Source organism: Novosphingobium sp. B1, from assembly GCF_900176395.1.
GTDB lineage: Bacteria > Pseudomonadota > Alphaproteobacteria > Sphingomonadales > Sphingomonadaceae > Novosphingobium.
In genome coordinates, this window is the sequence record NZ_FWXL01000001.1 from 410,741 (window position 1) to 435,899 (window position 25,159).

General features: G+C 62.0%; 25 protein-coding genes. 8 read left to right on the forward strand and 17 right to left on the reverse strand.

Annotation, left to right across the window (positions count from 1 at the left end):
* Positions 1–105: 105 nt before the first annotated feature.
* The 12 genes from B9A23_RS01945 to B9A23_RS02000 all read right to left on the reverse strand — a co-directional run bounded on the left by B9A23_RS01945 (position 106) and on the right by B9A23_RS02000 (position 12,286).
* On the reverse strand, positions 106–1,113 hold the full coding sequence (locus tag B9A23_RS01945; RefSeq protein ID WP_084277147.1) for an alcohol dehydrogenase catalytic domain-containing protein: 1,008 nt from the start codon (positions 1,111–1,113) through the stop codon (positions 106–108).
* Positions 1,114–1,123: 10 nt separating this feature from the next.
* Positions 1,124–1,963 carry an SDR family NAD(P)-dependent oxidoreductase gene (locus tag B9A23_RS01950; protein WP_084277486.1) on the reverse strand — a complete coding sequence of 280 codons (840 nt, stop codon included), beginning with the start codon at positions 1,961–1,963 and terminating at the stop codon, positions 1,124–1,126.
* A gap of 26 nt (positions 1,964–1,989) precedes the next feature.
* Entirely contained in the window at positions 1,990–3,057 is a 1,068-nt protein-coding gene (locus B9A23_RS01955; RefSeq protein WP_176217840.1) for an aromatic ring-hydroxylating dioxygenase subunit alpha, read from the reverse strand.
* Between the two features lie 10 nt (positions 3,058–3,067).
* Positions 3,068–3,601 (reverse strand): 2,4'-dihydroxyacetophenone dioxygenase family protein, encoded by a 534-nt coding sequence (locus B9A23_RS01960; RefSeq protein ID WP_084277151.1) that lies wholly within the window; start codon positions 3,599–3,601, stop codon positions 3,068–3,070.
* A gap of 7 nt (positions 3,602–3,608) precedes the next feature.
* Complete coding sequence (locus tag B9A23_RS01965) at positions 3,609–4,154, reverse strand: 2,4'-dihydroxyacetophenone dioxygenase family protein (protein ID WP_084277153.1); 546 nt, start codon at positions 4,152–4,154, stop codon at positions 3,609–3,611.
* Between the two features lie 14 nt (positions 4,155–4,168).
* The gene (locus B9A23_RS01970; RefSeq protein ID WP_084277154.1) at positions 4,169–4,702 is read right to left on the reverse strand and encodes a 2,4'-dihydroxyacetophenone dioxygenase family protein; all 534 of its coding nucleotides are present in this window, start codon (positions 4,700–4,702) and stop codon (positions 4,169–4,171) included.
* A gap of 69 nt (positions 4,703–4,771) precedes the next feature.
* A complete protein-coding gene (locus B9A23_RS01975) occupies positions 4,772–7,291 on the reverse strand; it encodes a TonB-dependent receptor (protein ID WP_084277156.1) in 2,520 nt (839 codons plus the stop codon).
* A 162-nt stretch (positions 7,292–7,453) separates the two neighbouring features.
* A complete protein-coding gene (locus B9A23_RS01980) occupies positions 7,454–8,395 on the reverse strand; it encodes a helix-turn-helix domain-containing protein (protein ID WP_084277158.1) in 942 nt (313 codons plus the stop codon).
* A 17-nt stretch (positions 8,396–8,412) separates the two neighbouring features.
* Positions 8,413–9,672, reverse strand: coding sequence for an MFS transporter (locus B9A23_RS01985; RefSeq protein ID WP_176217841.1), 1,260 nt, complete (start codon positions 9,670–9,672; stop codon positions 8,413–8,415).
* A 115-nt stretch (positions 9,673–9,787) separates the two neighbouring features.
* Complete coding sequence (locus B9A23_RS01990; RefSeq protein ID WP_254894919.1) at positions 9,788–10,291, reverse strand: VOC family protein; 504 nt, start codon at positions 10,289–10,291, stop codon at positions 9,788–9,790.
* Between the two features lie 96 nt (positions 10,292–10,387).
* Positions 10,388–11,401: a zinc-dependent alcohol dehydrogenase family protein gene (locus B9A23_RS01995; protein ID WP_084277487.1), complete on the reverse strand. Its 1,014-nt coding sequence runs from the start codon at positions 11,399–11,401 to the stop codon at positions 10,388–10,390.
* Between the two features lie 84 nt (positions 11,402–11,485).
* Positions 11,486–12,286, reverse strand: coding sequence for an IclR family transcriptional regulator domain-containing protein (locus B9A23_RS02000; RefSeq protein ID WP_084277164.1), 801 nt, complete (start codon positions 12,284–12,286; stop codon positions 11,486–11,488).
* A 116-nt stretch (positions 12,287–12,402) separates the two neighbouring features.
* On the opposite strand from B9A23_RS02000, the gene B9A23_RS02005 reads away from it, so the two are divergent.
* From B9A23_RS02005 to B9A23_RS02025, 5 genes are read left to right on the forward strand one after another with little or no spacing between them, the layout of a single operon-like run.
* On the forward strand, positions 12,403–13,620 hold the full coding sequence (locus B9A23_RS02005; protein ID WP_084277488.1) for a Tm-1-like ATP-binding domain-containing protein: 1,218 nt from the start codon (positions 12,403–12,405) through the stop codon (positions 13,618–13,620).
* A 7-nt stretch (positions 13,621–13,627) separates the two neighbouring features.
* Positions 13,628–14,071, forward strand: coding sequence for an acetyl-CoA carboxylase biotin carboxyl carrier protein (locus B9A23_RS02010; RefSeq protein ID WP_084277166.1), 444 nt, complete (start codon positions 13,628–13,630; stop codon positions 14,069–14,071).
* Between the two features lies 1 nt (position 14,072).
* Complete coding sequence (locus tag B9A23_RS02015) at positions 14,073–15,407, forward strand: acetyl-CoA carboxylase biotin carboxylase subunit (protein WP_084277168.1); 1,335 nt, start codon at positions 14,073–14,075, stop codon at positions 15,405–15,407.
* Entirely contained in the window at positions 15,404–16,876 is a 1,473-nt protein-coding gene (locus tag B9A23_RS02020) for a biotin carboxyl carrier protein (RefSeq protein ID WP_084277170.1), read from the forward strand. Before B9A23_RS02015 ends, B9A23_RS02020 begins: the two co-directional genes overlap by 4 nt.
* Complete coding sequence (locus tag B9A23_RS02025) at positions 16,873–17,715, forward strand: HAD-IIA family hydrolase (RefSeq protein WP_254894920.1); 843 nt, start codon at positions 16,873–16,875, stop codon at positions 17,713–17,715. The genes B9A23_RS02020 and B9A23_RS02025 overlap by 4 nt, the downstream gene beginning before the upstream one ends.
* On the opposite strand, the gene B9A23_RS23175 is transcribed toward B9A23_RS02025, so the two are convergent.
* A complete protein-coding gene (locus tag B9A23_RS23175; protein ID WP_084277172.1) occupies positions 17,712–17,996 on the reverse strand; it encodes an HNH endonuclease in 285 nt (94 codons plus the stop codon). The two genes, B9A23_RS02025 and B9A23_RS23175, sit on opposite strands and share 4 nt — an antisense overlap.
* Positions 17,993–18,973: a DMT family transporter gene (locus tag B9A23_RS02035; RefSeq protein WP_254894921.1), complete on the reverse strand. Its 981-nt coding sequence runs from the start codon at positions 18,971–18,973 to the stop codon at positions 17,993–17,995. Before B9A23_RS02035 ends, B9A23_RS23175 begins: the two co-directional genes overlap by 4 nt.
* Before the next feature lie 243 nt (positions 18,974–19,216).
* Between B9A23_RS02035 and B9A23_RS02040 the strand changes: the two genes are divergently transcribed.
* On the forward strand, positions 19,217–20,758 hold the full coding sequence (locus tag B9A23_RS02040) for a CpaF family protein (RefSeq protein ID WP_084277174.1): 1,542 nt from the start codon (positions 19,217–19,219) through the stop codon (positions 20,756–20,758).
* A 7-nt stretch (positions 20,759–20,765) separates the two neighbouring features.
* Here the strand turns inward: B9A23_RS02040 and B9A23_RS02045 are convergent, their stop codons facing one another.
* Complete coding sequence (locus B9A23_RS02045) at positions 20,766–20,984, reverse strand: hypothetical protein (RefSeq protein ID WP_084277176.1); 219 nt, start codon at positions 20,982–20,984, stop codon at positions 20,766–20,768.
* 60 nt (positions 20,985–21,044) lie between these two features.
* On the opposite strand from B9A23_RS02045, the gene B9A23_RS02050 reads away from it, so the two are divergent.
* Both B9A23_RS02050 and B9A23_RS23180 read left to right on the forward strand, forming a co-directional pair.
* A complete protein-coding gene (locus B9A23_RS02050) occupies positions 21,045–21,959 on the forward strand; it encodes a DMT family transporter (RefSeq protein ID WP_084277178.1) in 915 nt (304 codons plus the stop codon).
* A gap of 97 nt (positions 21,960–22,056) precedes the next feature.
* Positions 22,057–22,188, forward strand: coding sequence for a hypothetical protein (locus B9A23_RS23180; protein ID WP_254894922.1), 132 nt, complete (start codon positions 22,057–22,059; stop codon positions 22,186–22,188).
* A gap of 61 nt (positions 22,189–22,249) precedes the next feature.
* Here the strand turns inward: B9A23_RS23180 and gcvPB are convergent, their stop codons facing one another.
* The gene (gene gcvPB, locus B9A23_RS02055; RefSeq protein WP_084277180.1) at positions 22,250–23,803 is read right to left on the reverse strand and encodes an aminomethyl-transferring glycine dehydrogenase subunit GcvPB; all 1,554 of its coding nucleotides are present in this window, start codon (positions 23,801–23,803) and stop codon (positions 22,250–22,252) included.
* On the reverse strand, positions 23,800–25,158 hold the full coding sequence (gcvPA, locus tag B9A23_RS02060; RefSeq protein WP_084277182.1) for an aminomethyl-transferring glycine dehydrogenase subunit GcvPA: 1,359 nt from the start codon (positions 25,156–25,158) through the stop codon (positions 23,800–23,802). The genes gcvPB and gcvPA overlap by 4 nt, the downstream gene beginning before the upstream one ends.
* Position 25,159 lies beyond the last annotated feature (1 nt).

A 25,159-nucleotide genomic window follows, 5' to 3' on the forward strand; every position in this document is an offset into this window, starting at 1 on the left:
GGGTTCGCGAGGACCCGTTGCGAGAACCATGTCACAAGCAGACGACTAACACAACAATCGATTGCATTAACGTGCGAACATAACCTTCGAATTTGGCAGCCGACCTCAGGCGTGTGGGTCGATCAGGACCTTGCACTGCTCCGTGCGCTTGCGCAGGCTCTCGAAAACGTCAGGCGTGGAGCACAGGTCGATCGTGTCCGTGACGAGCAAGCGCGGTTCGATCGCACCGCAAACGAGCGCGTCGAGTGCGGCCTCGTATTCCTGCCGGGTAAAGAATGCCGAGGTTACAAGTTTCACCTGCTTCGACAGCATTGCAAAGCTGTTGAACGTGTCCGGACGAGTGCAAAGGCCGAGCAGGGTTACAGTGCCATCGTTGCGCACCTGATCCACCGCCTGCGCAATCAGGCCGGGCACGCCGACGCATTCGAAGACAACATCCGCCTTGCCGCCAACCGCGCGCTCCGCGCTGCCCACGGGGTCTGCCGGTTCCACGACAAAGTCATGCGCACCCATTTGCAGCGCGCGGTCACGCTGCCATGGCGCGAGGTCTTGCACCACCACCCTCCCTGCCCCGAACCGGCGCGCCCAGAAGGCAACAGCCAGGCCAATGGGACCAGCGCCAAGAATCAGTACCTTGTCACCGATGCGCATGCAGCTGAGTGCGACGCCGTGCAGTGCCACGGCGAGCGGTTCGATGATGGCCCCGTCTGGGAGGCTGGCGCTCGACGGAAGGAGAACGCACTGGTTTGGCCGCGTGAGCGCGTATTCGGCATAACCCCCGCCCTGCAGTCCGAACCTGTCGCACCATTGAACTTTTCCAGTCCGGCAAGAATGACACTTGCCGCAGCTTTGCAGGGGGATGACCGAAACAAGGTCCCCAGCCCTCAGTCCCTCTACGCCCTTGCCAAGCGCAACGACCTCGCCGGCAAACTCGTGGCCGAGAACGGAGCCGGCTCCCGGCCCGTAGGCCGGGTCCTCGGTCATGTGGAGGTCAGAGCCGCAGATACCACAGCGTCCGACCTTCACGACGACGTCGCCCTCCCCCGGCGTCGGGTCGGCTATCGTCTCGACGGCCAATGGCTTGTGCAGACCCTGCATCACGGCGGCGCGCATGGGGAGTATCCTACTTGTACTTGCCGAGCATCATTCCGCCGTCGATCACGACATGGCTGCCGGTCATGTAGTCCGAGGCATCGGACGCGAGCAGGAGGGCTAGAGGCTTAAGTTGCTCGGTTTCGGCCACCGAGCCGAGCGGCACGATCGCATCCCAGGCGGCGCGAGCGACTGGATCCTTCTTCAGCCAGCCTCCGCCGATGTTTGTGACGAACGGCCCTGGCGCAATGGCGTTGATGCGGATCTTGAATTCGGCGAGTTCAAGACCGAGCGCCCGCACCATGTGCAGCACGCCTGCCTTGGCGGGCATGTAGGGCAAGCCGACGATCGGCTCCGTGACCAGCCCGGCGTTGGACGCCGTGGTGATGATCGAACCTCCGCTGCGGCCGTTTGCACGGCCTGTCTTCTTCATGACGCGCACGGCGTTGCTGACTGTGTAGAACACCCCGTTGAGGTTGACCTGGATCGACCGGTCCCAGCGGTTGTGGTCGTATGTATCGACCTGGCCCTCCGCGTTGCGATGGCCAGCAGGGTTCCAGAAGCCTGCGCCAGTGTCGATCCCTGCGTTGGCGAAGCAAATGTCGAGGCCGCCGTAAGCGGCATCGTGCGCATCGAAGGCAGCCGCGACAGCCTCCCAGTTCGACACATCGAGTTGATCCGCGCGGACCTCATGGCCATCGGCTCGCAGGCGGGCCGCTTCGCGCTCTGCACCTTCAGCGTCGATATCGGTCAGAGTAACCGCAGCGCCTGCCTCTGCCATGGCCTCCGCATACGCCAGGCCAATCCCCGATGCGGCACCCGTAACAAGCGCAGAGCGGCCCTTGATATCAAACCTGTCGAGCGTTCCCATTGGCATCCTCTCGTTCTTGCTTTCATTCAGGCGGCGCTGAATTCACGCTCGCGGTCGATCAGGCGTTGCAGCATGCGGCGCGCGCGCACGCCGCCGCCGTCGCCATTCAGGATCAGCGGGCGCAGATCCCAGAATTCTGCACCGCGCATCAGACGGTGGCTGTCGCGGATGATCGGCATGTCTTCCTGCTCGAACGCGAACTCGAGCGCGGCCCGCATGGCCGCGGTAAATTCGGCGTCGCCAAGCTTGTAGTTACGGGCTGTAGCCCAGAAGTAGTGGGTGGTGTCTGGAGTCTCGGGGGTAAAAGCGTGGAGCGAGGGCAATAGGGTGCATGCCTCGCGCGGGGTGCCGGGATCGCCGGCGCGAAAATCGAAGTAGAGGACGGCGGGGGCGTGCCACTGGACCAAGCCATAGAAGTCCTGTTTGCGTCCTTCTGTGCCCATGACAGCGGAAATACCCACGGACAATTCGTCGTTCAGCCGTATGTACTGGGCGAAGACGCTCTCCCCGTCCTGCCAGAACTTGCGCTCGCCCTCGGTGAAGGCGCTAGCGACAAGCGCGGGATGGACAAAGTTGGCATGGCTGAGGTCGAGGATGTTGTCGCTATAGAGTTCGTAATGGCCCTCAGCGATTGTTGCGCCGCGCACTGCTTCCCATTTCGGGTCCGAAAGCCAGCCGAAGTCCGGGATGAGGGCCGGATCGGCTTTCTCGGGATCGCCCATCCAGATCCACAGCAGGGCGTGGCGCTCGATCAGGGGGTAGACTTGCAGCCGGGCCTCGGGAAGCTGGCCGCCGGGGTGCGGATTGTTGACACAGCGCCCTTCCCCGCTGAAGCGCAGGCCGTGGTAAGGGCATGCCAAGGCACCATCGACCACGGTGCCATGGCCGAGCGGAGCGAAGCGGTGCGGGCAGCGACCGGTGATGGCCTGCGCCACACCTTCCGCATTGCGGAATAGCGCGACCGGCTCCTCGAGAAAGGTGCGTTGCTGCGGTTCCGCACCGAGATCGCCGGCCCAGCCTGCCACGTACCAGGTGTTGCGCAGATACGTGGCCTGAGGCTTGGCGGACAGTTTCGGAACGGGACCATTGCTCACCGCCGTACCCTCAGAGGTAGAGCGCGGGGTTGATCGCGATGTTGTGTTCGCGGCAGTAGCTCTCGTAGTGATTCATGAACCACCACACGTCGAGCGTCTCGACGTGATTGCCGTGCTCGTCAAAGAACTCGTTGGCACCCTGCATGTGGAACAGGGCCTTCATGCCGTTCGGATCATCGGTGACGAGCGTGTGCGCCGTGCCTGGGGTTTCCGTGATGAAATCGCCGGGACGGCAGACCCAGTCATATTCCAGATAGCGGAACGAGCCTTCCAGGCCGATTGCCCAGACCTTGCCGCGGTGCTTGTGCGTGCCGATGACACCGGGACCCTTGATCCAAAGCACGTTGACGTAGACGTTCTCGCGCACATCGAAGGCAAGGTGACGGATGGCGGCGTTATCTCCGAACGGGACCCACGGGCTTTCGGCTTGAGAGGACCCGACATAAGTCCCTTCGACGCCCTTCGCACGGATCAGGTCACCGTAGAGTTCGGGAACGTTGACGATCTTGTAAGCGCCCGAAGGTGGCGCAGTCATGGTACCCATGGCAGCCTCAGAGATAGAGCTTGGGGTTGATGGCGATACCGTTCTCGCGGCAGTAGTTTTCGTAGTGGTTGATGAACCACCAGACGTCCGTGGTGTCCACGAGCACGGCGTTTTCGTCGTAGAACTCGATCGGGCCCTGCATCCAGCCGAACAGCTTGCACCCCTGCGGGTGATCGGTGACGAGCGTGTGGCTCTCACCCGGGGTTTCAAGGATCAGGCCGCCGGGTGTCGCTACCCAGTCATATTCAAGATAGCGGACGCTCCCTTCAAGGCAGACCATGGTTATGGTGCCACGGTGGAAATGGGTGCCGATCCCGCCCGGCCCCTTCACCCACAGGATGTTGGAAAACAGGTTCTGGCGCACATCGAAAGCCAGGTGCTTGATTGCGGCATTGTCGCCAAAGGGAACCCAAGGGCTGTCGATGTCGGTCTGTGCGTCGATATAGCGGCCCCCCGGACTCAGTCTCTTGACCAGATCCTTGTGCGCAAACGGTACGTCGACGATCTCGGCCTTGTCGGAAGGCGGGGCGGTCATCACGGCGGCGGTTGTCATTTCTGCAAATCCTCTCAGCGGATCAGGGTATCGACATAATCGGCGCCAATACCGACCGCGTCGTAATGCTCGCGCGCGGCCTTCATGTAGTCGAACACATCGTAGTGCCCGACCGTGTTGCCTTCATCGTCCAGCCACATCAGCGGACCCGAAACCACAAAGAACACCTTCATCGGGTCCTCGTGTTCGTAGCAGACCAGAGTGTGGCTCTCGCCCGGGGTCTCGTAAACGAAATCGCCAGCCGTCGCGGTCCAGCTGTGCTCAAGGTAGGCCCACTTGCCGCTGATGGTGTAGGCCCAGATCGGATGCGGGTGGTAATGGCGGTTTACCAGGCCCGCCTGCTTGCTCATCAGGACATCGGCCCACATGTTCTTGGACGGGCTGATCCAGACGGGCTTGGAAAAAACCGTCTCGGAAATCGGGACCCAGTAGCGCTCGTCGCCCTCGGCGATCTTGGGCAGGTACACTTCGGGGAGGCCGCCCTCACGAAACACCTTGTCGACCGGCTTGATGTCTTTCCAGAATTCGGTGTGCGCCGCTTCAGGCATGTTCTCTCTCCGCAGTATCCAAGTGCAGGCGAGGCCGATTGCTGGCCCCGCCTGCCTTATCGAGTTTTATCAGAACTCCACGCCAAGGCGCGCGAACCATTCACGCGGGCGGCTGTAGGTGCCGTAGAACTGACCACCGGCGATCTGGGCCTGGCCCGTCACGAGATAGCGTTCATCGGTTATGTTGGTCATGCCTACGGTCAGCTCCCAATGATTGCCGGACTTGTAGGTGATATTGCCGTTGACGATGTCGGTCGGGCCGCGCTGCAGCAGGAAGGCCCGCTCGGTATCGTTCCACAGCGAGGTGGTATGGGTCCAGTCAGCCAGCACGACCAGCCTGGCATCTCCGCCCATCGACAGCTCGTAGCGCGGGCTGACGTTGAACTTCCACTTCGGCGTCTTGGGCAGATCGGCACCCGGGAAAACGCCTGCCTGGAAAGGATTGGCGGCAACCTGCGCACCAGCCAGCACGGCGGTGTAGTAGGCGTCGGTGTATCCTACCGAGGCATTGATCAGGAACCCGTCCGTCGGAGCCGCGACAACCTCGACTTCGAAGCCCTTGATGCGCGCGTCGCCTGCGTTCTGGATCGTCGGCGAGACGCCCTGCTGGAAGTTCAGCTGAATGCCCTTGTAGTCAGTAAGGAATGCTGCTGCGTTGACCTGAAGCCGGCGGTCAAGCAGCGTGGACTTGAGGCCCACTTCCCAAGTGGTGGCCTTTTCCTCGTTGAAGTCCGGCGCGGTGGGCAGAGGATTTGACAGGCGCGTGGTCCAGCCGCCCGTCTTGTAGCCCTTGGACCAGCTTGCGTAGAGCATGGCATCGTCGTTCGGGTGATATTGCAGGCCGATCTTGGGTGAGAAGTCGCTGAAGGATTTGCGCTGCGTTCCCGCGATGTAATAGCGCAGCGGCTGGCCCGGGTTGGGAAAGCCAGCGGCTACGCGACAAGCATCGCTGATCGGGTTGATCGAAGCGCAAGGCGGTACGCCGATCTGGGTGAGGATCTTGTAGGTCAGACCATTGGCATCCGACTGGAAGCCTTCGAAGGTCTTGTTCTCCTTGGTATAGCGTCCACCAACAGTGATGCCGAACTGCTCGGTCGGGCGATAATCGATCTGACCGAAGAATGCGTAGTTCTTGGTCGATAGGTCGTTGGGACCGTCCACCTGCAGCAGACCTTCGGCAAAGGTCACGTAATCGTGCAGATCGCCTGCTTCCTTGAAGAAGTATGCGCCAAGGACATAGTTCAGTGTCTTGTCCATGGCTGAGCCGTTGAGCTGCAGTTCCTGGCTGAACTGCCACTGGTTCATCGTGAAGCTGGTATGGAGGAAGTTGAGCGGCGAACCGTCAAGGTCCATCCCGGCATTCCAGTGAAGCTCGCGATAGGCAGTGATCGACTTGACCATCACCGTGTCCGACAGATCGAACTCTACCGTGCCGGCGCCGCCGTAGGTCTTGAGCTTCGAGTAATTGTTGCCGTTGGCGTACGATACATCGATATCCTTCGACACGAAGCGATTGTCGTAAGGCAGGCGATTGTTCGCCGGGTTTGCGTCAGCATTCACCCCGAAAACGGTCGGGTTGTCGAAGATCGAATTGAGGCCGCCAATTCCGCCTATGTACGCAAAAGCAGGCGGGCCACCGCCGCAGTCGGCGGAAACCACACCACGGATCGCGCAGTTGTAGGTTCCGGCAAATACGGCAGGCGTGGTCGAAATAAGCGTGTTGGGGAGCTGCGACTGGTCGATGTTGCCGTAATCACCCGACAAGGTGATGCGCATGTTGGACTTGTTGTCGTAGCGGAGCTTGCCGCGCAGGTTCCAGACGTTGTCACCGCCTTCGCTACCATAGCCGATGTTGTAATAGCCGGCTGCCTTGTAGCGCGTGATTGGCGTTGACGCGAAGTTCTCGGCACCGGGGAACGCTACGCGCTTCACGTAGCCATCGCGGTTTTTGGTCGAGAAGCTGACCGAGGCGCCCAATCCGTCGGCGAGCGGAACATCGACCGTGCCGCGTGTCTGCAACAGACCAAAACGGCCCGTGGTGACGTCACCCTTGAAGCGGAATTCGTCGCCCGGATCATGCGTCACGATCGAGATTGCACCGCCGATGGTGTTGCGGCCGAACAGTGTGCCTTGCGGCCCCTTGAGAACTTCGATGCGCTCGACGTCAGGCAGATCCTGGTTCGCACCGACCGAGCGAGCGAGATAGACGCCATCAAGATAGACGCCGACACCTGGATCGATGTTGAAGGCGAAGTCGTTGGCACCGATCCCGCGGATGAAAGCCGACAGAACTGCCGAGGAGCCGGAGAACGGCGTGCCGGCATCAAGCGTTACGTTAGGGGAAATGTTCGACAGCGAGGCGACGCTTCCAACTGCGCGCTCCTGCAACGCGTCTGCACTGAACGCCGAGATCGCAATCGGAACGTCCTGGACGTTCTCCGCGCGCTTTTGTGCGGTTACGACGATCTCGGCAATGCCGCCGCTGCTGCCGCTGCCTGCGCTGCCTTCGGCTTGCGCCTGATCCTGTGCCAACGCCGGCGCGGCCAGGACCGTCGCCATTGCAGCTATGGAAACCGATGCAATTCTCATGGTTTTCCTCTCCCTGTTTTATCCGTTCGATACCCAGACCGGAGCCTTTCCTCCGGGAACCCGCCAGCTTGATAAGCCACTGGCGGAACTTGCTGCTTGCACTCACGCGCAAGTGGATCAGGACAACTGCGCAAAAGTCATGCTGCTCAGCATTCCGCTACGTCATCCTTGTCCGTTCCGACCAAGGCGCCAGTCCCGGGGCGCGACGCCAAACTGCTGGCGGAAGCACCGGGTGAAATAGGCACTGTCGTTGAAACCAAGCTCGAACGCGATCTCGGTGATGCTTGCGCTGGGTCGTGCCACCAGCCTGTCGGCAGCCCGGCGCAAGCGTTGTTCCAGGATGTAGGCGGTCGGCGTCGTCCCGATTGCGGCGAAGACGTTCTGCACGGTACGCACCGAAATGCTGCAGGCCTCGGCAATCGATGCAGTGCGAAGCGCAGGGTCCTCAAGGTTTGAAGAAACCATCTTGACGATACGGCGCCGCATATCGGCTTCCGCAACCATGCACGAAGGACGCTGCGCCCCGCGCATTGCCATCGCGGCGAGATCGTAGAACACGGCGTTGACGCCGGATTCCCACTCGGGGTCTTCGGCCGCTTGCTCTCCTTGCTGCCATAATGAGAGTAGGAAGTCGTGGAAGACGCGGCCGCCCGGTGTTGCGCCGCACATCCGCTGCATCAGGGCATCGTCAATGCCGGGGAAGCGCTCTGCCAAGGGGGCACGCGGAAACTCCACCACCAGCAGCTCATGGCCGGTGAGCTTGATGGAATAGGGCGAATGCGGACTGGCCAGTACGAAGTCGCCCGGGTCCAGCGCACATTCTGCCTGCTTTTGCGAATGGGTGCTCGAGCCACGGCACTGCAGGTGCAGAATGAGCCGTTCCTCGTTCTGCGGGATCGGTGTCCTGCCTACCGCGGAATTGCTGGAATCCGTGCGGATCATGTCTAGTTCGCCAACCCGCCATGCAAGCATCCGGCCGGTGAAATCCTCGCCGGGTACGTTGACGAACGTGCCGGTGAAGGCGCGATCGGCTATCTCGTTCCAATATCGCGCCCGGTCGGCCGGGGCGACATCGCCGGTGTGAAACTTGAGAAGTGCACTCATGGTTCTTCTCCAATGTCTCAGGCGATCGACGGGATCGCATTCTCAGAGCGCCGCGCCACGACACGCGGCGCGGATTCGATGAGGCCCAGTGTGAGGAAGCCGGCCAGAACCGTGCAGACCAGCATCAGCCATAGAGGCGCAGAAAGTCCGTAAATGTCGGCCAGCGTTCCGGCGAGGAAAGGGGAAAGGACACCGCCCAGCACTTCCCCTGTTCCCATGACAACGCCTGTCAGTGTGGCAGTGAGCCTGGGGTCGACCGATTCCGAAGGGATTGTCGCCATGAACATCGGGAACAGTCCATTGAGACCCCACCCGAAGAAGAAGATCGCAGCCAGGCCCCACGTCGATCCCTCATAGTAAAGCCCGCCGAGAGGAAGGATCACGCCCAGGAACGAGAAGAAGATCATCACGGGGCGGCGTCCGATTGCATCGGATATCGCCGGGACGACGAAGCTGCCGAGACCCGCCGAAATGCCCAAGGTTGCCATCAGCCACCCCATCGTCTCAGGGGCCAAGCCTCGGGCCTTGGTGAGATAGAGCGGCATGAAGGCCCAGCAGACGACAAGATAGGAAACCAGCAGGATCGAGATCAGGGCGCAAAGGATGACGTTGCGGTGCGCAAAGGCTTCGCGCAGGGTCACGCGTGGCGTGGCGTCATCGTGTGTCTCTGCCGGTGGTTCACGCAAGGTGAACCAGATGAGCGCAGCGGTGACGAGACCCGGGACGGCAGCGAGGTAAAAGCCGGTGCGCCAGCCTGCGGCAACCGCGACCGGCACGAGGAGGATCGGTGCAAGGCCTGATCCCAGCAGGTTCGAGCCAAGATTCTGCGCAACGCCCATGGCAAGGCCGCGACGCTCTGGGGAAACCTCCGACACGATCATCGAATGGCTGACCGGCATCACTCCCCCCTCGGCCGCTCCCATCAAAAGGCGGGCGCCAAGCAGCATGAGAAACGACGATGCCGCGCCGGAAATGAAGGAGCAGAGGCAGAAGGCGACAGTCGCGACCACCACAACCGGCTTGCGTGAACCGAGCTTGTCGGAAATTCGCCCGACCAGGAGCCCGGAAAGCGCCCACGTCAGTGACAGGGCGGAACTGAACATGCCCACCTGCGTGTTGGTGAGCTGGAGGTCCGGCTGCACGAACGGCATGAGAAAATTCAGCGCGTTGCGATCAAAGAACAGGATGCCAAAGTTCAGGCTGAGCAATGCGGTCACCCAGATCTGGTAGCCGCTTCCCCTTTCCCGTCCGGTACCGTTGCCTGCCCGTGCCAACATCGCCATCTCCCATACCCCGCGTCGATCCTGCGCCGACGTTTCCTGTCTTCTAGGTCGCTATTGCCTTTCCCTCTTGCATTTGCGCGCAGTCCGACCGGGACCAGCACGCACGGGTTCACATAAATGGACGGATGGGATCACTTCCGTCCCAGTCTAGAGAGGCTCGCCACATCGCCGTGAAATGGGTGTCCATGCCGGGCGTTGCCGGGATCAGTTCAATGAAGCCAGGTGCGGTCCGCGATCCGCTATCAAGATAGGCGACACTGCCTCCTGTCGGCACCGCAGCCTTGAACGCCAGTTCATGACCCCGGGCTAGGTAAGCAGGCAGTTCAGCCTCCACGTCCTCGCAAGCAATGCCGAAATGGTGGAAGCCGAAGCCACGCTGCTGAACGGTTTCCCGGTATACCGAAGGATTGTCGTCCAGAGGCTGGATCAATTCGACCTGCATGTGGCCGATAAAGCCCATTGCGATAGCAACATCGGCTGTCGATTGCGCACCGCGATAGGTTTGCTGGTCTCCAAGAAAATGATCGAGCAGAAAGAACGGGCCAGCACCGCAATCCTGCTGGAAGTGCGCGATCGAAGCGCGCACATCCTCGACCACGAACGCGGTCTGCATGACGCCACCAAAGGGCTGGCCAAAGCCTAGCATTCTCGCCATTTGTGTCCTCTCCCCGCCCGCCGCCTCTTGTGGACAGCGACACGCCAAACAAGCTCAGAGCGTTATCGCGACTTTTCCGAACAGACCCGCTGATGACTGGTAAGCATAGGCATCCCGAGCGTTTTCCATCTCGAATGTCCGGTCGACCACCGGCCTGATGCCATGGGTGTCGATGAACGCGTTCAGTCGCGCGGCCATGCCTTTCGATCCCACGAATATACCACGGATCGAGGCTCCCTTGAACATCAGGCCGTGCGGGTTTGTATCCCCTTCCCGCGTGAGCACGCCGATCAGCGCAATTTCGCCGGCAAAGCCGACGGCGGCGATGGACTGCTTCAAGGTTCCCGCGCCACCGACTTCGACCACCTTGTCGACGCCGCCGCCAGCAAGGCTTGCAGCTTGCGCACCCCACTCGGGCGTGGTGCGGTAGTTGATCAGATGGTCGGCGCCGAGCGCCCTTGCTCGTTCAAGCTTCTCATCCGATGATGACGTGGCAATAACCGTGGCTCCGGCTGCCTTAGCGATCTGCAACGCCAGCAGCGACACGCCACCTGTGCCAAGCACCAGCACGGTGTCGCCCGGCCTTACCGGGCGCGGCCCTTCCATGAGCGCGTTCCAGGCCGTAACGCCTGCGCAGGGCAGGCAAGAGGCCTGAACGAAGTCGAGGCTGTCTGCCAGGCGGACGACACCATGTTCAGGCAGCACCACATAGTCCTGCAACATTCCAGGAGCGGGCGGCGCCCCGAGCGCGGCGCCCATCCCGGGGTTCGGCGGACCATCCATCCAGCCCTGAAAGAAGATGCCGGCAACACGATCGCCGACTTTCAATGTTTCGACACCCTCGCCGACGGCGGCAACCTCGCCCGCGCCATCTGACAAGGGCACAGTATCGTGCTGCACCACGCCGCCCATGTAGAGGCCGAGCGGGATGATCTGATCACGGTAGTTCAGCGAACAGGCGTGAACACGCACGAGCACTTCGCCCGGCCCGGGTTTCGGCGTAGCAGTCTCGTCCAGTCGCAAATCATCCAGCGACGTCGAGCCTGCGGTTATTACCCACTGGCGCATCGGTTCTTCTCCCTGTCCGGGGAGCATCACCGATAATGCCGCACAAATTAATCAGTTGGACAAACGGATTTCACCTGTTGAAATTCAACAGGGGGAAGCCTGAAGTGCGGCAGCGATGGCGCGGGCGGTGGCCTTGAGCGCGTCCAGATGCCTCTGCACTACCGTCTCGTCCGCACCTCTGCGCCCCGGCCAGGTAACGTTTATCGTCGCGATCGGCGTGCCTGCCACGATGATCGGCACGGCCATGGACCTGCGTCCATCGCGCAAAACCAACTGCTTCGAGCGATCGGGCCATGGCAGCATCGGATCGCGCGTTGCATATCCGCGTTGCCGAACGAGCTGGAGCATCTGCCGCAATTCCGCCTCGCTACCTTCGCCGGGGTTGGCAGGACGCAAGCGATCGATGATGGAATCCCGTTCAGTATCGCCGCAGGCCGCCAGATAGGCGCGCCCCGTCGCCGTATGAATATAGGACAGCTTGACCCCAACCGGGCCGAGTGTGGCCGAGTCCAGCCGGAACAGCGGGCTGTTTGTCTCGATTATTTCCATGTGGTCGAGTCGCGGCGCGGCAAGGACCGAGGGCCATGCGACCTTGGTGGAAAGCGCCTTCATATGCGGCGAGGCAACTTCGGCAATGTGCGCCGCCGATGTGAACGATGCTCTCTCTATCCGGTCAACGTGCGGGAGATAGGCTCCGTCCGCCAGCCGTTGCCAGACCAGCCCCTTTTGTCCCAGCGTGACAAGCATTCTCAACAGCGTGGCCTTCGGCAAGCCGGTGGCCAGATGCAGTTCGTGCAGGCTTGCCGCCTTGCGCGTCTGAACCTCTATCAGCACATCCAGCCCACGCTCCAGCGCGCGCACGGTCTTGACCCTGCGTTCCAGCATCCCGTCCTGCTCCGGCAGATTCTGCGTTTCACCTTATGCAACGCAAAATCATCAAACCCCCGTGCAAAGTCAACCGCACTGTCGCAGCAATAGGCGACGGAGAGGAAAACAAGACGATGACCAAGCCGAGCGTTCTGTTCATCTGCACGCAGGATACCAAGGAGGAGGAAGCCCGCTTCACGCGAGCAGCGCTCGAGGCTGCGGGCGTCGAAGTGGTCCACCTCGATCCCAGCGTGCGCCGCACCATCGGGGGCGCCGAGATTTCACCGGAGATGGTCGCGCAGGGCGCTGGCATGGCCATCGAGGACGTCCGCAAGCTTGGCCACGAAGGCAAGTGTCAGGACGCGATGATCCGCGGTGCCATCGTCGCAGCGCACGCCTGGGACAGCAAATCGCCGGTATCCGGCATCCTCGCGGTGGGCGGATCGATGGGGTCGGCATTGGCGGGCGCGCTGATGCAGAGCTTCCCCTATGGCCTGCCCAAGCTGATCGTCTCCACCATGGCCTCGGGTTTTACCAAACCCTACATGGGCGTGAAGGACATCGCGATGATGAACGCGGTCACCGATATCTCGGGCATCAACACGATCAGCCGCGATGTCTTCCGCAACGCTGCCAATGCCGTGGCCGGCATGGCCAAGGGTTATGACCGCGATAAGGGCCCGGAAAAGCCACTTGTGCTGATCACAACCCTCGGCACCACCGAAACGAGCGTGAAAAGGATCCGGCAGGCGCTGGAAGCCGATGGCTGCGAGGTGATGGTGTTCCACTCATCGGGCGCCGGCGGGCCGACACTGGATGGTCTGGCGACCGACAAGGACGTGGCGCTGGTGCTCGATCTCTCGCAGACAGAAATCCTCGATCACATCTTTGGTGGCCTTGCGGATTCCGGACCCGACCGAGGCAGGGCGGCATTGCGCAAGGGAATTCCGACAATCATTGCGCCGGGCAACGCCGACTTCATCATTGGCGGCCCGATCGACATTTCGCGTGAGCAGTTTCCCGGCCGCCGCTATCACGAGCATAACCCGCAACTCACCGCGGTGCGCACGGGCATCGAAGATCTCAGGAAACTCGCCGATCACCTCGCCGCGAATGCGGGCGAGGCCAAGGGGCCGGTCAGGGTATTCACACCGCTCAAGGGTTTTTCCAGCCACGACAGTGCGACAGGTCATTTGCAGGACCTCACGGTTCCGGGCCCCTTCGCGGCATATCTGACGCAGGTCATGCCTGAAAGCGTGCCGGTGACCGCCATCGATTCCCACTTCAATGACGAAGCCTTTTCGAGCGCGGTGATCTCTGCCGCACGCGAGATGCTGGCCGCAAAGAATTGAACTCGAGATGACAGACGACCTGCCACTAACTCACGAAGACATTGCAGAGATCACTACGATCCTCGAAAATTCGGGATATCGCGAACTCGACCTTGCGACGCGCCGCTTCCGGTTACGCGTTGCAAAAGGCGATGTTCAGGGCGGTTCCACGCAGGAATGGCAATGGGCAGGTACCGCACCGGAAGTCGCTGGCGATGCCGAGTCCGCTGTGGTCGACCCCGAGGCAATCTGCTCACCCTTGCCCGGAACATTCTACCACGCTCCACAGCCTGGAGCGCCGCCCTATGTCCAGCCCGGCGATGCAGTGGGTCCAGAAACGGTCATCGGCATTGTCGAGACGATGAAGCTGATGAACCCGGTCCATGCAGGCCGCAGCGGCACCATTGCGCAAGTGCTGGTGGCAGACGGAACGCTCGTGGCCAAGGGCGAGCCATTGGTGCGGCTGACCTGACATGATCCGCAGACTGTTCATCGCCAACCGCGGGGAGATTGCACTCCGCGTGATTCGAACCGCAAGAGCCATGGGTATCGAAACCGTACTCGGCGCGTCCGAAGCGGATGCGTCGTCGCTTCCGGCAACTTTCGCCGACCGGGTCGAGATCGTTGGCCCCGGTCCGTCGGCGCAAGGCTACCTGGCGATCGAGCGAGTGATCGCTGCGGCCGTCCGCTCGGGGTGCGATGCGGTGCATCCCGGTTACGGCTTCCTTTCGGAGAATGCACAGTTTGCGCGCGCCGTGCTGGCTGCAGGCCTGCGCTTTGTCGGCCCGGACATAGCGACGCTTGAAGGCATGGGAGACAAATTGGCGGCGCGTGCCCTGGCGGTGGAGGCAGGATTGCCGGTATTGCCCGGCGGCGAAGCGGCCACGCGCGCCGACGTTCACGCCCGCGCCGCCCAGACCGGTTACCCGCTCCTGCTAAAGGCCGTGGCAGGCGGTGGCGGCAAGGGAATGCGCAGGGTCGATCGGCCCGAAGACCTCGATAACGCGCTCGATATGGCGCAAGCGGAAGCGCAGGCAGCCTTTGGCAATGCCGCCGTTTATGTGGAGCGCTTTGTGGCGCGGGGCCGGCATGTCGAGGTGCAACTGCTTGGCGATGGCGCAGATGCCCTCCATCTTGGCACGCGCGACTGTTCGATCCAGCGGCGCTTCCAGAAACTGGTGGAGGAGGCACCCGCTCCGGCCATGCCGCTTGCGGCACGCGACGGGATCGAGCAGGCAGCAGTAAGGCTTGCCCGACACCTGAATTATCGCGGAGCCGGCACAGCCGAGTTTCTCGTCGATGCAACCGACTTCTCGTTCTATTTCCTGGAGCTGAATGCCCGCATCCAGGTCGAGCATCCGGTGACCGAGGCGATCACCGGGGTTGATCTGGTCGAACAGCAATTGCTGGTGGCGATGGGCAAGCCGCTGTCGTTGACGCAAGCCATGATCCGTCCCACGGGCCACGCGATCGAGGTTCGGATCAACGCTGAAGACCCCGATGCCGATTTCCGCCCCTCGCCAGGACGCGCAACACGCGCAGCTTGGCCTTCCGGTGAGGGTGTCCGCGTCGACACGCACATCGGCGTCGGCGGGGAAGTGCCACCCTTCTACGATTCCCTGATGGGCAAGCTGATCGTGCACGGTGCCACACGTCAGCAGGCAGTCGATCGCCTCGAAAAGGCATTGGGCGCGTTGCACATCGCTGGCCTGCCGACAACGGCTCCTCTCCATCGCCGCATCGTCGCCGATCCGCGCTTCGTCGCCGGCGGCGTCGACACCGGCTTCCTCGTGGGACTTGCCCTATGACCGAGATCCGTCTCGTCGACGTTACCATGCGCGACGGCAATCAGAGCCTGTGGGGCGCGACCGGCCTCAACACCGCGCACATGCTGCAGGCTGCCTCTCTCACCGAAGCCTGCGGGTTCAGGGCCATCGACTTCACGTCCTCGAGCCACATGGCCGTGGCGGTGCGATACTTCCAGAACAATCCGTGGGAACGCCTGCGCCGGATGGCCGCGGCTATGCCGACGACGCCGCTACAGTTCATCACGACGGGCCTGCGCTTCATTGCCTGGCAGCAGGCAGACCCTGAATTCATGCAGCTCGTATATCGCGCATTGCAGGCGAACGGGGTCGGACGCTTCGTCCTGCTCGACCCGATGCACGAAGTGCCTGCGGTGATAGAGGCGGCAAAGCTCGTCAAGGAAGAGGGAAGCGCCGAAGTCATGGCGGCGCTGACCTTCACGCTATCCGAAATTCACACCGACGAGTTCTATGCCGATTTTGCAAAGGCAGTCGGCCAAAGCCCGCATATCGACCTGTTTTACATCAAGGATCCCGCAGGTCTGCTCTCGGTCGACCGCGCGCGGACACTGGTGCCGGCGGTCAAGGCTGTCATCGGCAACCGCCCGCTGGAAATTCACGCCCACACCACGGTCGGTCTTGGCATGATGGCCAGCCTCGAAGCCGCAAGGCTGGGTATCTCGGCAATTCACGTCGGCGTTGGCCCCGGGGGGGACGGCTCTTCCCTTCCGGAAGCCAACCGCATGGTCGCGAACCTCGAGGAGGCTGGATTTGATGTCGGCATCGACAAGGCAGCACTGAAGCGACTGACAACCTATTGGCAACGCGTCGCGCTTGCCGAGGGCCTGCCACCAGGTCGTCCGCAGAATTTCGATGCCAGCTTCCTGCGCCACCAGATCGCGGGCGGAGTCATGACCACGATTGCCCGCCAACTTGAAGAACTGGGGCTGTCTGACCGTATGGACGCGGTCATCGAGGAAACTGGCCATGTTCGCGCTGACCTCGGCTTCCCGATCATGGTCACGCCTTTCCCCCAGATGGTCATGACGCAAGCGCTGTTCAACGTGATCGGTGACCGGCGCTATGCGCAAGTGTCGGATCAGGTGATCCGCTATTGCATGGGCAAGTTTGGCAAACCGACCTCGCCTGTTGACCCACAGGTGCTGGCAACGATCATGGACCGCCCGCGCGCGCGCGAACTGGAAAAGGAACCCACGTTCCCGGCCCTTGGCGACCTGCGCCGCCAATTCGGTACCAACCTGCAGGACGAGGAATTCCTGCTCCGCGCGGTCATGCCAGCTGAACAGGTTGACGCAATGCTTGCGGCCGGGCGCTCGCGCGCGACCTATTCGCCAGCAGCAGCGCCGATTATCTCGCTGCTGCGCAGGCTCGCCGCTAATCCGCAGGCGCGCGACATCGTGATCGAACGCGAAGGCTTCCGCCTCGCCCTGCATGCCGGAGCATCGCTTTGATACTTGGTTCCGAATTCAAGGCGCGTGCGCGCGATGCTGCCGGCTATATCTTCGACATGGACGGCACCATCGCTTTGGGTGACTCCAAGAGCGGCGGCCACCGTGCCCTGCCTCACGCCATTGCCGTTCTCGAGGCGTTGAGGGCAACCGGCAAACCTTACGTGGTCTTCACCAACGGCACGGCAAAGCCACCTGCCGCCTATGCCAACTCGCTGCGCAATGCCGGTTTTCCTGTAGACGATCGGCAGATGCTGACGCCTTCCAGTTCGGCTGCGATATGGCTAGGCAAGGCTGGATTGAGCAAGGTTCGGGTGCTGGGAAATGCCGGCTGCGCCGCTCCGCTAGTGGACGCCGGTCTGGAAGTGGTCGGTCCTTCAGAGGAAGCCGAAGGGGTTCAGGCTGTCTATACTGGCTGGTTTCGCGAGTTTGATTTCAACGCGCTCGAAGCGGCCTGCCACTCGCTATGGAACGGCGCGCGATTGGTCACGGCGAGCAATGTCCCGTTCTTCGCAACCGAGAATGGTCGCGCAATCGGCGCGAGCTTTCCCATCAATGCGATGTTGACGGCAATGACGCGCAAGCGCCCGCGCATCTTGGGCAAGCCATCGAAGGTCGCCTTCGATACTGCGATGTCGATCATGGGTCTGCCGAGGTCCGCCGCCTCCGGAGTGGTTGTCGTCGGCGATGATCCCGCGCTTGAGATGCGGATGGCCAATGCTGCGGGTGCCGTGTCTATTGGACTGGCAACCGGTGTGATGGCCCGCGATGTCGAACTTCCCGAGAAGGATCGCCCCACAGTGCTGCTGAACGATCTGGCGCCGCTTCTCGACGCGCTCTAGCGCTTTTTCCGTGCGGTAGGAGCGTGGAAGTCGGGATGTTTGTCGGCAATCCAGACGAGAAATCGTGCCATTGCGGGGTTGGCAATGATAACTCCACGGTCTGCGCCAATGCGCGCGAGTTCGCTGTTCGAAAAGGTCGAATGAAGAGTGCGATGGCAGATGGGATGAACCTCTTCAGTCGTGCGGCCGCCCCGGCTTTTGGGCACCGGGTGATGCTGTTCGGAGCGGCGACCGATCGGCCTGCTACAAAGCCAGCAGACCGGTCGCGGCGCTTCGGTCATTCGCCGATTGCCGGGGTCGCCACGGCCCTGCCCGTCCGCCACAGATAAAGCCCGGCTGCCACGATCACCAGCGCCCCGGCGACGGACACCAGATCGGGACGCTCGCCGAACAGGGCCCAGCCGAATGTACCGGCAAGCAGCAATTGCACATAGGTCATCGGTGCGATCGAGGCTGCGCCGGCCTTTGTTGTGGCAAGGTACAACAACGCATGCGCACAACTAGCGGTAACGGAAATGATCGCGGCCTTGATCAGCACCGAAACCGGCAAAGCTGGCACCGCAAATAACGGAATGCCGCTGGCATCGCCCGCAACCGCACCGACGCAGAGGAATACCGCACCGATCAGCGCCACGTTGAACTGCATCGACAACGCCGATCCGGTGCCCGTCACGTTGCGGTTCGCCACCATAAGCAGCGCCATGCCCGAGGCGGCCAGGACCGGCAATAATGCCGCCGGCCCCAGTACGGCGAGGTTCGGGCGCAGGATTACCAGAACACCGCAAAATGCGATTATTGTCGCGATCCAAGTTTGCCGGCGCATCGGCTCCTTGAGCAGCGCTGCTGCAAGGAAGGCAGTGATCATCGGGCTGGTAAACGAAATGGCCGTGGCCTCGCCTATCGGCATCAGGTGAAAAGCCGTGAACGATGTCATTGCCGCCACCGCTACGCTGCCTCCGCGCGCGATCTGCCAGCCCAACTTGGGGAAAGTGAAACTGGCTGGACCTTCCTTCACCAGCAGCAGCACGCCGAGGCCAATGGTTCCGAACACATAACGCAGCGCAGCGATGGCGGTCCCTGGCCATGCACCGGCCATGCTTTTGACAAGGACATCGCCTACCGAGAGAAGTGCGAAGCCTCCAAGGGCCAGCAATAGCGCCGAACGTGACTGATCTGACAAGGCTGAAACTCTCACCACCGACTTGGCCATCCAAGGCGGGTTGTTGCACTGTTCGGGACCATTAGCCGCATAGAACATTGTGTTGAGTTGACAAAGGTCAGTTGCGGGGCGGGCAAGACGGGAATCTGCCCCTTCTCCCGATCGACTGCGGTATGGTTCAGTCGCACTGGCTGCCGTGTCCAGCGCGGTCCCTCACGGCCCACGGAGCCAGTGCATTATCATTAGGAAATCCTAAAAGGTTCACGGGCTATTACCCCTTCAGATCGTGACCGGCGGGGCTATCCGTCACGCCAGGTCCGGCAGCTTGACGGGACATTGCATATGAGCGCTTTCGGGCGAAAGAACGGCGTTGCAGGAACAACAGGCGGGGCGCGGCCATCGTTTGGTGTTGCGCGCCCAATGCGCAATGGCGAGACAGCCGCCCCCGCTCCTTCGCCTGCCGCCGTACCGATGCCGATGGGAGGAGAGCAGTTTCCGCCACTGCCCCCGATGGATGCGATCGACACGCCAGTTAATGCTGCATCCCTGAAGGCCGATGCCCTGACCCGACTCGCCGATCGCGCGAATGGCGTGAACGAGGGGAACTATCAGGCCGAGGGTTTCGAAGCATCGGTTCACAAGATCAAGGAACAGGTGCTGCCGCGCCTGCTCGAACGCGTCGATCCCGAAGCTGCCGCTACGCTCACCAAGGAAGAGCTGTCGGAGGAATTCCGGCCGATCATCATGGAAGTGCTGGCCGAACTTAAGGTCACGCTCAATCGGCGCGAACAGTTCGCGCTGGAAAAGGTGCTGATCGACGAACTGCTCGGCTTCGGTCCGCTGGAAGAGCTGCTCAACGATCCAGATGTGTCCGATATCATGGTCAACGGGCCCGAGCAGACCTACATCGAAAAGAAGGGCAAGCTCCAGCTTGCCCCGATCCGCTTCCGCGACGAAAGCCACTTGTTTCAGATCGCGCAGCGCATCGTCAACCAGGTCGGCCGCCGCGTCGACCAGACCACGCCGCTGGCCGACGCCCGGCTCAAGGACGGTAGCCGCGTCAACGTCATCGTCCCGCCGCTCTCGCTTCGCGGCACTGCCATCTCGATCCGTAAATTTTCGGAGAAGCCGATCACGATCGACATGCTGCGTGATTTCGGGTCGATGTCAGACAAGATGGCGACGGCGCTGAAAATTGCCGGTGCATGCCGCATGAACATCGTCATCTCGGGCGGTACCGGCTCGGGCAAGACGACCATGCTCAATGCCCTGTCGAAGATGATCGACCCGGGCGAACGTGTGCTGACGATCGAAGACGCCGCAGAACTCCGCCTGCAGCAGCCGCACTGGCTGCCTCTGGAAACGCGCCCGCCGAACCTCGAAGGCCAAGGCGCGATTACCATCGGCGACCTCGTCAAGAACGCCCTGCGTATGCGACCTGACCGGATCATCCTGGGCGAAATTCGTGGCGCGGAGTGTTTCGACCTCCTCGCGGCGATGAACACTGGTCACGACGGTTCGATGTGCACCCTGCACGCCAACAGCCCGCGCGAATGCCTCGGCCGTATGGAAAACATGATCCTGATGGGCGACATCAAGATCCCCAAGGAAGCCATCAGCCGCCAGATCGCGGAGTCGGTCGATCTTATCGTTCAGGTCAAGCGCCTGCGCGACGGTTCTCGCCGTACCACCAACATCACCGAGGTGATCGGGATGGAAGGCGACGTCATCGTGACGCAGGAACTGTTCAAGTTCGAGTATCTCGACGAAACCGAGGAGGGCAAGATCATCGGCGAATTCAGGCCTTCAGGCCTGCGCCCGTACACGCTTGAGAAGGCACGTCAGTTCGGTTTTGACCAGGCGTACCTCGAAGCCTGCCTGTAACTGGAACTCATCCTGCGAACCACTCTCGTGCCGCAAGGCCGAGAAACACGCAGGCCGCCAGGAAGGCGATCAGGTAGATCACGGTCCAAGGCATGAAGCCGACAGCATCGAGATTCACCCGCCGGAAGCGACGACGCTCGGCCCAGACCGAAACGATCGCAACGGCCAGCGCAAGGCTCCCCGCGACGACGTGAAACTGCCAGAGATGCGGGAACCAGTCTTCCATCGCGTCGCAGATGGGCAACGAAGGGGTTGATCGCAAGGGGCATTCGCCTATGCCCCCGGCATGTCCGCAGCCAAGCCAACCTCGCTCGATCGCCCGATGCTGGCGCTTGGACTGCGCCTCATGGCTACAGTGCTTTTCTCGGTCATGTTGTTGCTGGTCAAGTTGACGGGCGAGCGCAACATCGCGCTGCCCGAGACGCTGTTCTTCCGGCAGGCGCTTCCCGCCCTCGGCATTCTGGGATGGCTGACGGCGCGAGGCGAGCTGCACCGTTTGCGAACCAAGCGCCCATGGATCCATGCCCGTCGTGCGCTGATCGGCGGGACCGGCATGTTCCTCACGCTTGGCGTGGTGCGGCTGTTGCCCTTGGCGGAGGCGACCGTCCTCGGTTTTACAACGCCCATGTTCGCAGTGATCCTGTCAGCCATATTCCTGAAGGAGAAGGTGGGTATCTGGCGCTGGACCGCCGTGATCCTCGGCCTCGTCGGCGTGCTTGTCATCGCCGGGCCGGAAACCTCCAGTCTTCCTCCGTTTGGCGTCGCCGTGGGCATTGGAGCAGCGCTGATGGTAGCGCTCGTCACCATACAGGTGCGCGACCTGGGGCGGACAGAGGAACCGCTGACGGTCGTATTCTACTTTTCGGCATTCAGCGCCCCAGTGCTGGCGATTGGCCTCATCGGTCAGGACATGAACCATGACGCCATAGGCTGGGCCATGCTTGGCGGCATTGGCCTGACAGGCCTGTTTGCGCAGATCGCCATGACCGCTTCATTACGCTTCGGGTCAGTGTCGAGCGTCATGGTCGTCGATTACATCCAGCTCGCATGGGCTACCATGTGGGGATGGCTGATCTTCGATCATTTGCCACCGCCAACCACATGGCTTGGCGCTCCAGTCATCATCGGGGCGAGTTTGCTGATTGCCTGGCGCGAACATGTGCTCTCCCGCGCAAGGGAGCGCGCGCCACTCGCGGCATGATGGAACCACGCAGGGCGATCAGCGTTCTGCCTTTCGTCCAGTTCGTGAGGTCGGGGAATATCCCTTGCCTCGCACCAAGGTTCGAAAGGTCAAAGCCATGGTCCGCAAGTTTGTTTTCGCCACCATGATGGGTGGTCTTCTTCTCGGCGCAACTGCCTGCAACACCGTCCGCGGCGCAGGCGATGACCTCAAGTCGGCAGCCAACACCACCGAAGAAGCGATCAACTGATCCTTCCTCAGGTGCGTACAAAGGGCCGCTCCGGTTATCCGGGGCGGCCCTTTTCGCATTCTCAGTCCTTGTAAACCAGCTTCGGCTTGCGCGCAGCCAAGGTCTCGTCAAGCCGGCGGCGCGGCGCAAGATGCGGCGCTGATTTGAGCAGTTCATCACCTGCCCGTGCCCGCTCGGCCAGGGAGCGCATAGCTCCGATGAACTGGTCAAGCCCGGCCCTGCTCTCGGTTTCGGTGGGTTCGACCAGCATCGCGCCGTGAACGACGAGCGGGAAGTACACCGTCATCGGGTGATACCCCTCATCGATCAGGCCCTTGGCGAGGTCGTTGGTCGAGAAGCCCTCGGCAAAACCATCGTCAGAGAACAACGCTTCGTGCATGCAAGGCCCGGATGCACCGAATGGCGCATCGAGCACGTCTTCGAGACTGCGCAGGACATAGTTGGCGTTGAGCACGGCATCGCCCGATACCTGGCGAAGACCATCGGCGCCGTGGCTCAGGATGTAGGCGAGCGCGCGGGTGTACATACCCATCTGGCCGTGGAATGCGCACATGCGTCCGAAAGCCTGCGGGTGCTCGTCATGCGCCTGCTCTTCCTCGATCAGCTTGATCGAGCCATCGGCCTGCCGCGCCGTGAAGGGCAGCGGGCCGAACGGCGAAAGTGCCTCGGACAGGACGACAGGTCCCGAACCCGGACCACCGCCTCCGTGCGGGGTAGAGAAGGTCTTGTGCAGGTTGATATGCATTGCATCGACGCCAAGATCGCCCGGACGCACGCGGCCCACGATGGCGTTGAAGTTCGCGCCATCACAGTAGACATAGCCACCTGCTGCGTGAACCGCATCGGCAATGGTCTTCAGGTCCCGTTCGAACAGACCGCAGGTGTTCGGATTGGTGATCATCACGCCCGCAACGTCCGGACCTAGCCGCGCGATCAGGGCGGCGGTGTCAACGCGGCCGTCCGGCGTGGCCGGGATGTTCTCGACCTTGAAGCCGGCGAATGCCGCTGTAGCCGGGTTTGTGCCGTGGGCGCTCTCCGGAACGAGGATGACATCGCGCGGGTCGCCCTTTGCTTCAAGCGCAGCGCGAATGCACAGCAGGCCGCACAGCTCGCCATGGGCACCAGCCTTGGGCGTCATCGCAACGCCGTGCATGCCGGTAAGCTCGATCAGCCAGTGCGCCAGTTCGTTGATGACGCCAAGCGCGCCCTGCACGGTGTGGACCGGCTGCAGCGGATGAACATCGGCAAAGCCGGGCATACGCGCGACCTTTTCGTCGAGCCGCGGGTTGTGCTTCATCGTGCACGAACCCAGCGGGAATAGACCGAGGTCAATCGCATAGTTCTGGCGCGAGAGGCGGGTATAGTGGCGAACGGTCTCCGGCTCGGAAAGACCCGGAAGTTCAGGACGCTCGGCGCGCGCCATCGGCCCCAGTGCGGACATGTCGATGCCACCGGTTTCGGGGAAATCCACGCCTGAGCGGTCAGCATCGCCAAGCTCGAAGATCAACGCTTCCTCAAGCTGCAACGCACGGTTGCCGGTAAAGGTCTGGATTGCGTTGTCAGGGGCGCCTTCCCCCATCGATGGACGCCATCCGTTAGGATTGATCGCGTTCATGCCAAAACCTCCTTCAGCGCCGCGACCAGCGCAGCGATGTCCTCGTCCGTCGTGCATTCGGTAGCTGCAACCACCATGCCGTTAGCCAGGGCGTCTTCCTGCGGATAAAGCCGCCCGAGCGAAATTCCACCCAGCACCTGGCGGTCGGCCATCTCACGCACGATCTGACGTGCATCCCTTGGCAGGGTCACGGCGAACTCGTTGAAATAATGGTTGTTCACCACCGTAACGCCCGGCACTTCTGCCAGAGCCGCCGCCGTCTTGCGCGCCGCATGGTGGCTTAGCCTGGCCATGTTCGACAGGCCCGAACCTCCCAGCAAGGTCATGTGGATCGAGAACGCCAGCGCGCAGAGGCCCGAATTGGTGCAGATGTTGCTCGTCGCCTTCTCGCGGCGGATGTGCTGCTCACGCGTGGAGAGTGTCAGCACAAAGCCGCGCTTGCCATCGGCATCCACGGTTTCGCCACACAGGCGGCCAGGGATCTGGCGAAGGTACTTCTCGCGGCAACCGAACAGGCCGAGGTATGGTCCGCCGAACTGCAGGCCCACTCCAAGCGACTGGCCTTCGCCCACCACGATATCGGCGCCAAGGCTGCCGGGGCTTTGCAGCACGCCCAGGGCCACGGGTTCGGTCACCACTGCGATCAAGAGCGCACCTGCAGCCTGCGCTGCTTGTGCAATCCTTGCCAGATCGGGAATTCGGCCCAGAATGTCTGGATACTGCACAACCACACACGAGGTCTGAGCGTCGATCTTCGCGATCAGCGCATCCTCGTCAGCGCTGGCTTCGAGAACAGGGGCGCAAGTATCCAGAACGTCGCCGGTGAACTTTGCCATGGTCCGCGCAGTCTCGACATAGTGCGGATGCACGCCACCTGAAAGCACGGCGCGGCCGCGCTTGGTGATACGGCCAGCCATTGCGATGGCTTCCCAGCATGCGGTCGAACCATCGTAGAGCGAGGCGTTCGCCACATCAGTGCCGAACAGGCGCGCGACCTGCGTCTGGAATTCGAACAGCACCTGCAGCGTGCCTTGCGCGATTTCGGGCTGATAGGGCGTGTAAGCCGTCAGGAACTCGCCGCGCTGGATCATGTGATCCACCGTGGCTGGCACGTGGTGGCGGTAGGCGCCCGCACCAAGGAAGAACGGCACCGAGCCTGCGGTCGTGTTGTTGGCGGAAAGCCGCGCCATGTGGCGCTCGACCGCCATTTCGGTCGCATGTTTGGGCAGGCCCGAAATCGGGGCAGTCAGACGCGCTTCGGCGGGCACATCGGCGAACAGTTCGTCGATCGAGCCTGCGCCGATGACCGAGAGCATCGCGCTCCGGTCGGCGTCGGTCAGGGGAAGATAGCGCATG

Bases quoted from the DNA above. Each gene is read 5' to 3' on its own strand.
- B9A23_RS02050 (WP_084277178.1), top strand. From the start codon at position 21,045: ATGTCCGCAGCCAAGCCAACCTCGCTCGATCGCCCGATGCTGGCGCTT.
- B9A23_RS02005 (WP_084277488.1), top strand. From the start codon at position 12,403: ATGACCAAGCCGAGCGTTCTGTTCATCTGCACGCAGGATACCAAGGAG.
- B9A23_RS02015 (WP_084277168.1), top strand. From the start codon at position 14,073: ATGATCCGCAGACTGTTCATCGCCAACCGCGGGGAGATTGCACTCCGC.
- B9A23_RS02000 (WP_084277164.1), bottom strand. From the start codon at position 12,286: ATGCTGGAACGCAGGGTCAAGACCGTGCGCGCGCTGGAGCGTGGGCTG.
- gcvPB (WP_084277180.1), bottom strand. From the start codon at position 23,803: ATGAACGCGATCAATCCTAACGGATGGCGTCCATCGATGGGGGAAGGC.
- B9A23_RS23175 (WP_084277172.1), bottom strand. From the start codon at position 17,996: ATGACCGAAGCGCCGCGACCGGTCTGCTGGCTTTGTAGCAGGCCGATC.
- B9A23_RS01990 (WP_254894919.1), bottom strand. From the start codon at position 10,291: ATGCAGACCGCGTTCGTGGTCGAGGATGTGCGCGCTTCGATCGCGCAC.
- gcvPA (WP_084277182.1), bottom strand. From the start codon at position 25,158: ATGCGCTATCTTCCCCTGACCGACGCCGACCGGAGCGCGATGCTCTCG.
- B9A23_RS02045 (WP_084277176.1), bottom strand. From the start codon at position 20,984: ATGGAAGACTGGTTCCCGCATCTCTGGCAGTTTCACGTCGTCGCGGGG.
- B9A23_RS01985 (WP_176217841.1), bottom strand. From the start codon at position 9,672: ATGTTGGCACGGGCAGGCAACGGTACCGGACGGGAAAGGGGAAGCGGC.
- B9A23_RS01945 (WP_084277147.1), bottom strand. From the start codon at position 1,113: ATGCGCGCCGCCGTGATGCAGGGTCTGCACAAGCCATTGGCCGTCGAG.
- B9A23_RS02010 (WP_084277166.1), top strand. From the start codon at position 13,628: ATGACAGACGACCTGCCACTAACTCACGAAGACATTGCAGAGATCACT.
- B9A23_RS01975 (WP_084277156.1), bottom strand. From the start codon at position 7,291: ATGAGAATTGCATCGGTTTCCATAGCTGCAATGGCGACGGTCCTGGCC.
- B9A23_RS02035 (WP_254894921.1), bottom strand. From the start codon at position 18,973: ATGTTCTATGCGGCTAATGGTCCCGAACAGTGCAACAACCCGCCTTGG.
- B9A23_RS01980 (WP_084277158.1), bottom strand. From the start codon at position 8,395: ATGAGTGCACTTCTCAAGTTTCACACCGGCGATGTCGCCCCGGCCGAC.
- B9A23_RS02020 (WP_084277170.1), top strand. From the start codon at position 15,404: ATGACCGAGATCCGTCTCGTCGACGTTACCATGCGCGACGGCAATCAG.
- B9A23_RS01995 (WP_084277487.1), bottom strand. From the start codon at position 11,401: ATGCGCCAGTGGGTAATAACCGCAGGCTCGACGTCGCTGGATGATTTG.
- B9A23_RS01970 (WP_084277154.1), bottom strand. From the start codon at position 4,702: ATGCCTGAAGCGGCGCACACCGAATTCTGGAAAGACATCAAGCCGGTC.
- B9A23_RS01960 (WP_084277151.1), bottom strand. From the start codon at position 3,601: ATGGGTACCATGACTGCGCCACCTTCGGGCGCTTACAAGATCGTCAAC.
- B9A23_RS02040 (WP_084277174.1), top strand. From the start codon at position 19,217: ATGAGCGCTTTCGGGCGAAAGAACGGCGTTGCAGGAACAACAGGCGGG.
- B9A23_RS23180 (WP_254894922.1), top strand. From the start codon at position 22,057: ATGGTCCGCAAGTTTGTTTTCGCCACCATGATGGGTGGTCTTCTTCTC.
- B9A23_RS01965 (WP_084277153.1), bottom strand. From the start codon at position 4,154: ATGACAACCGCCGCCGTGATGACCGCCCCGCCTTCCGACAAGGCCGAG.
- B9A23_RS01950 (WP_084277486.1), bottom strand. From the start codon at position 1,963: ATGGGAACGCTCGACAGGTTTGATATCAAGGGCCGCTCTGCGCTTGTT.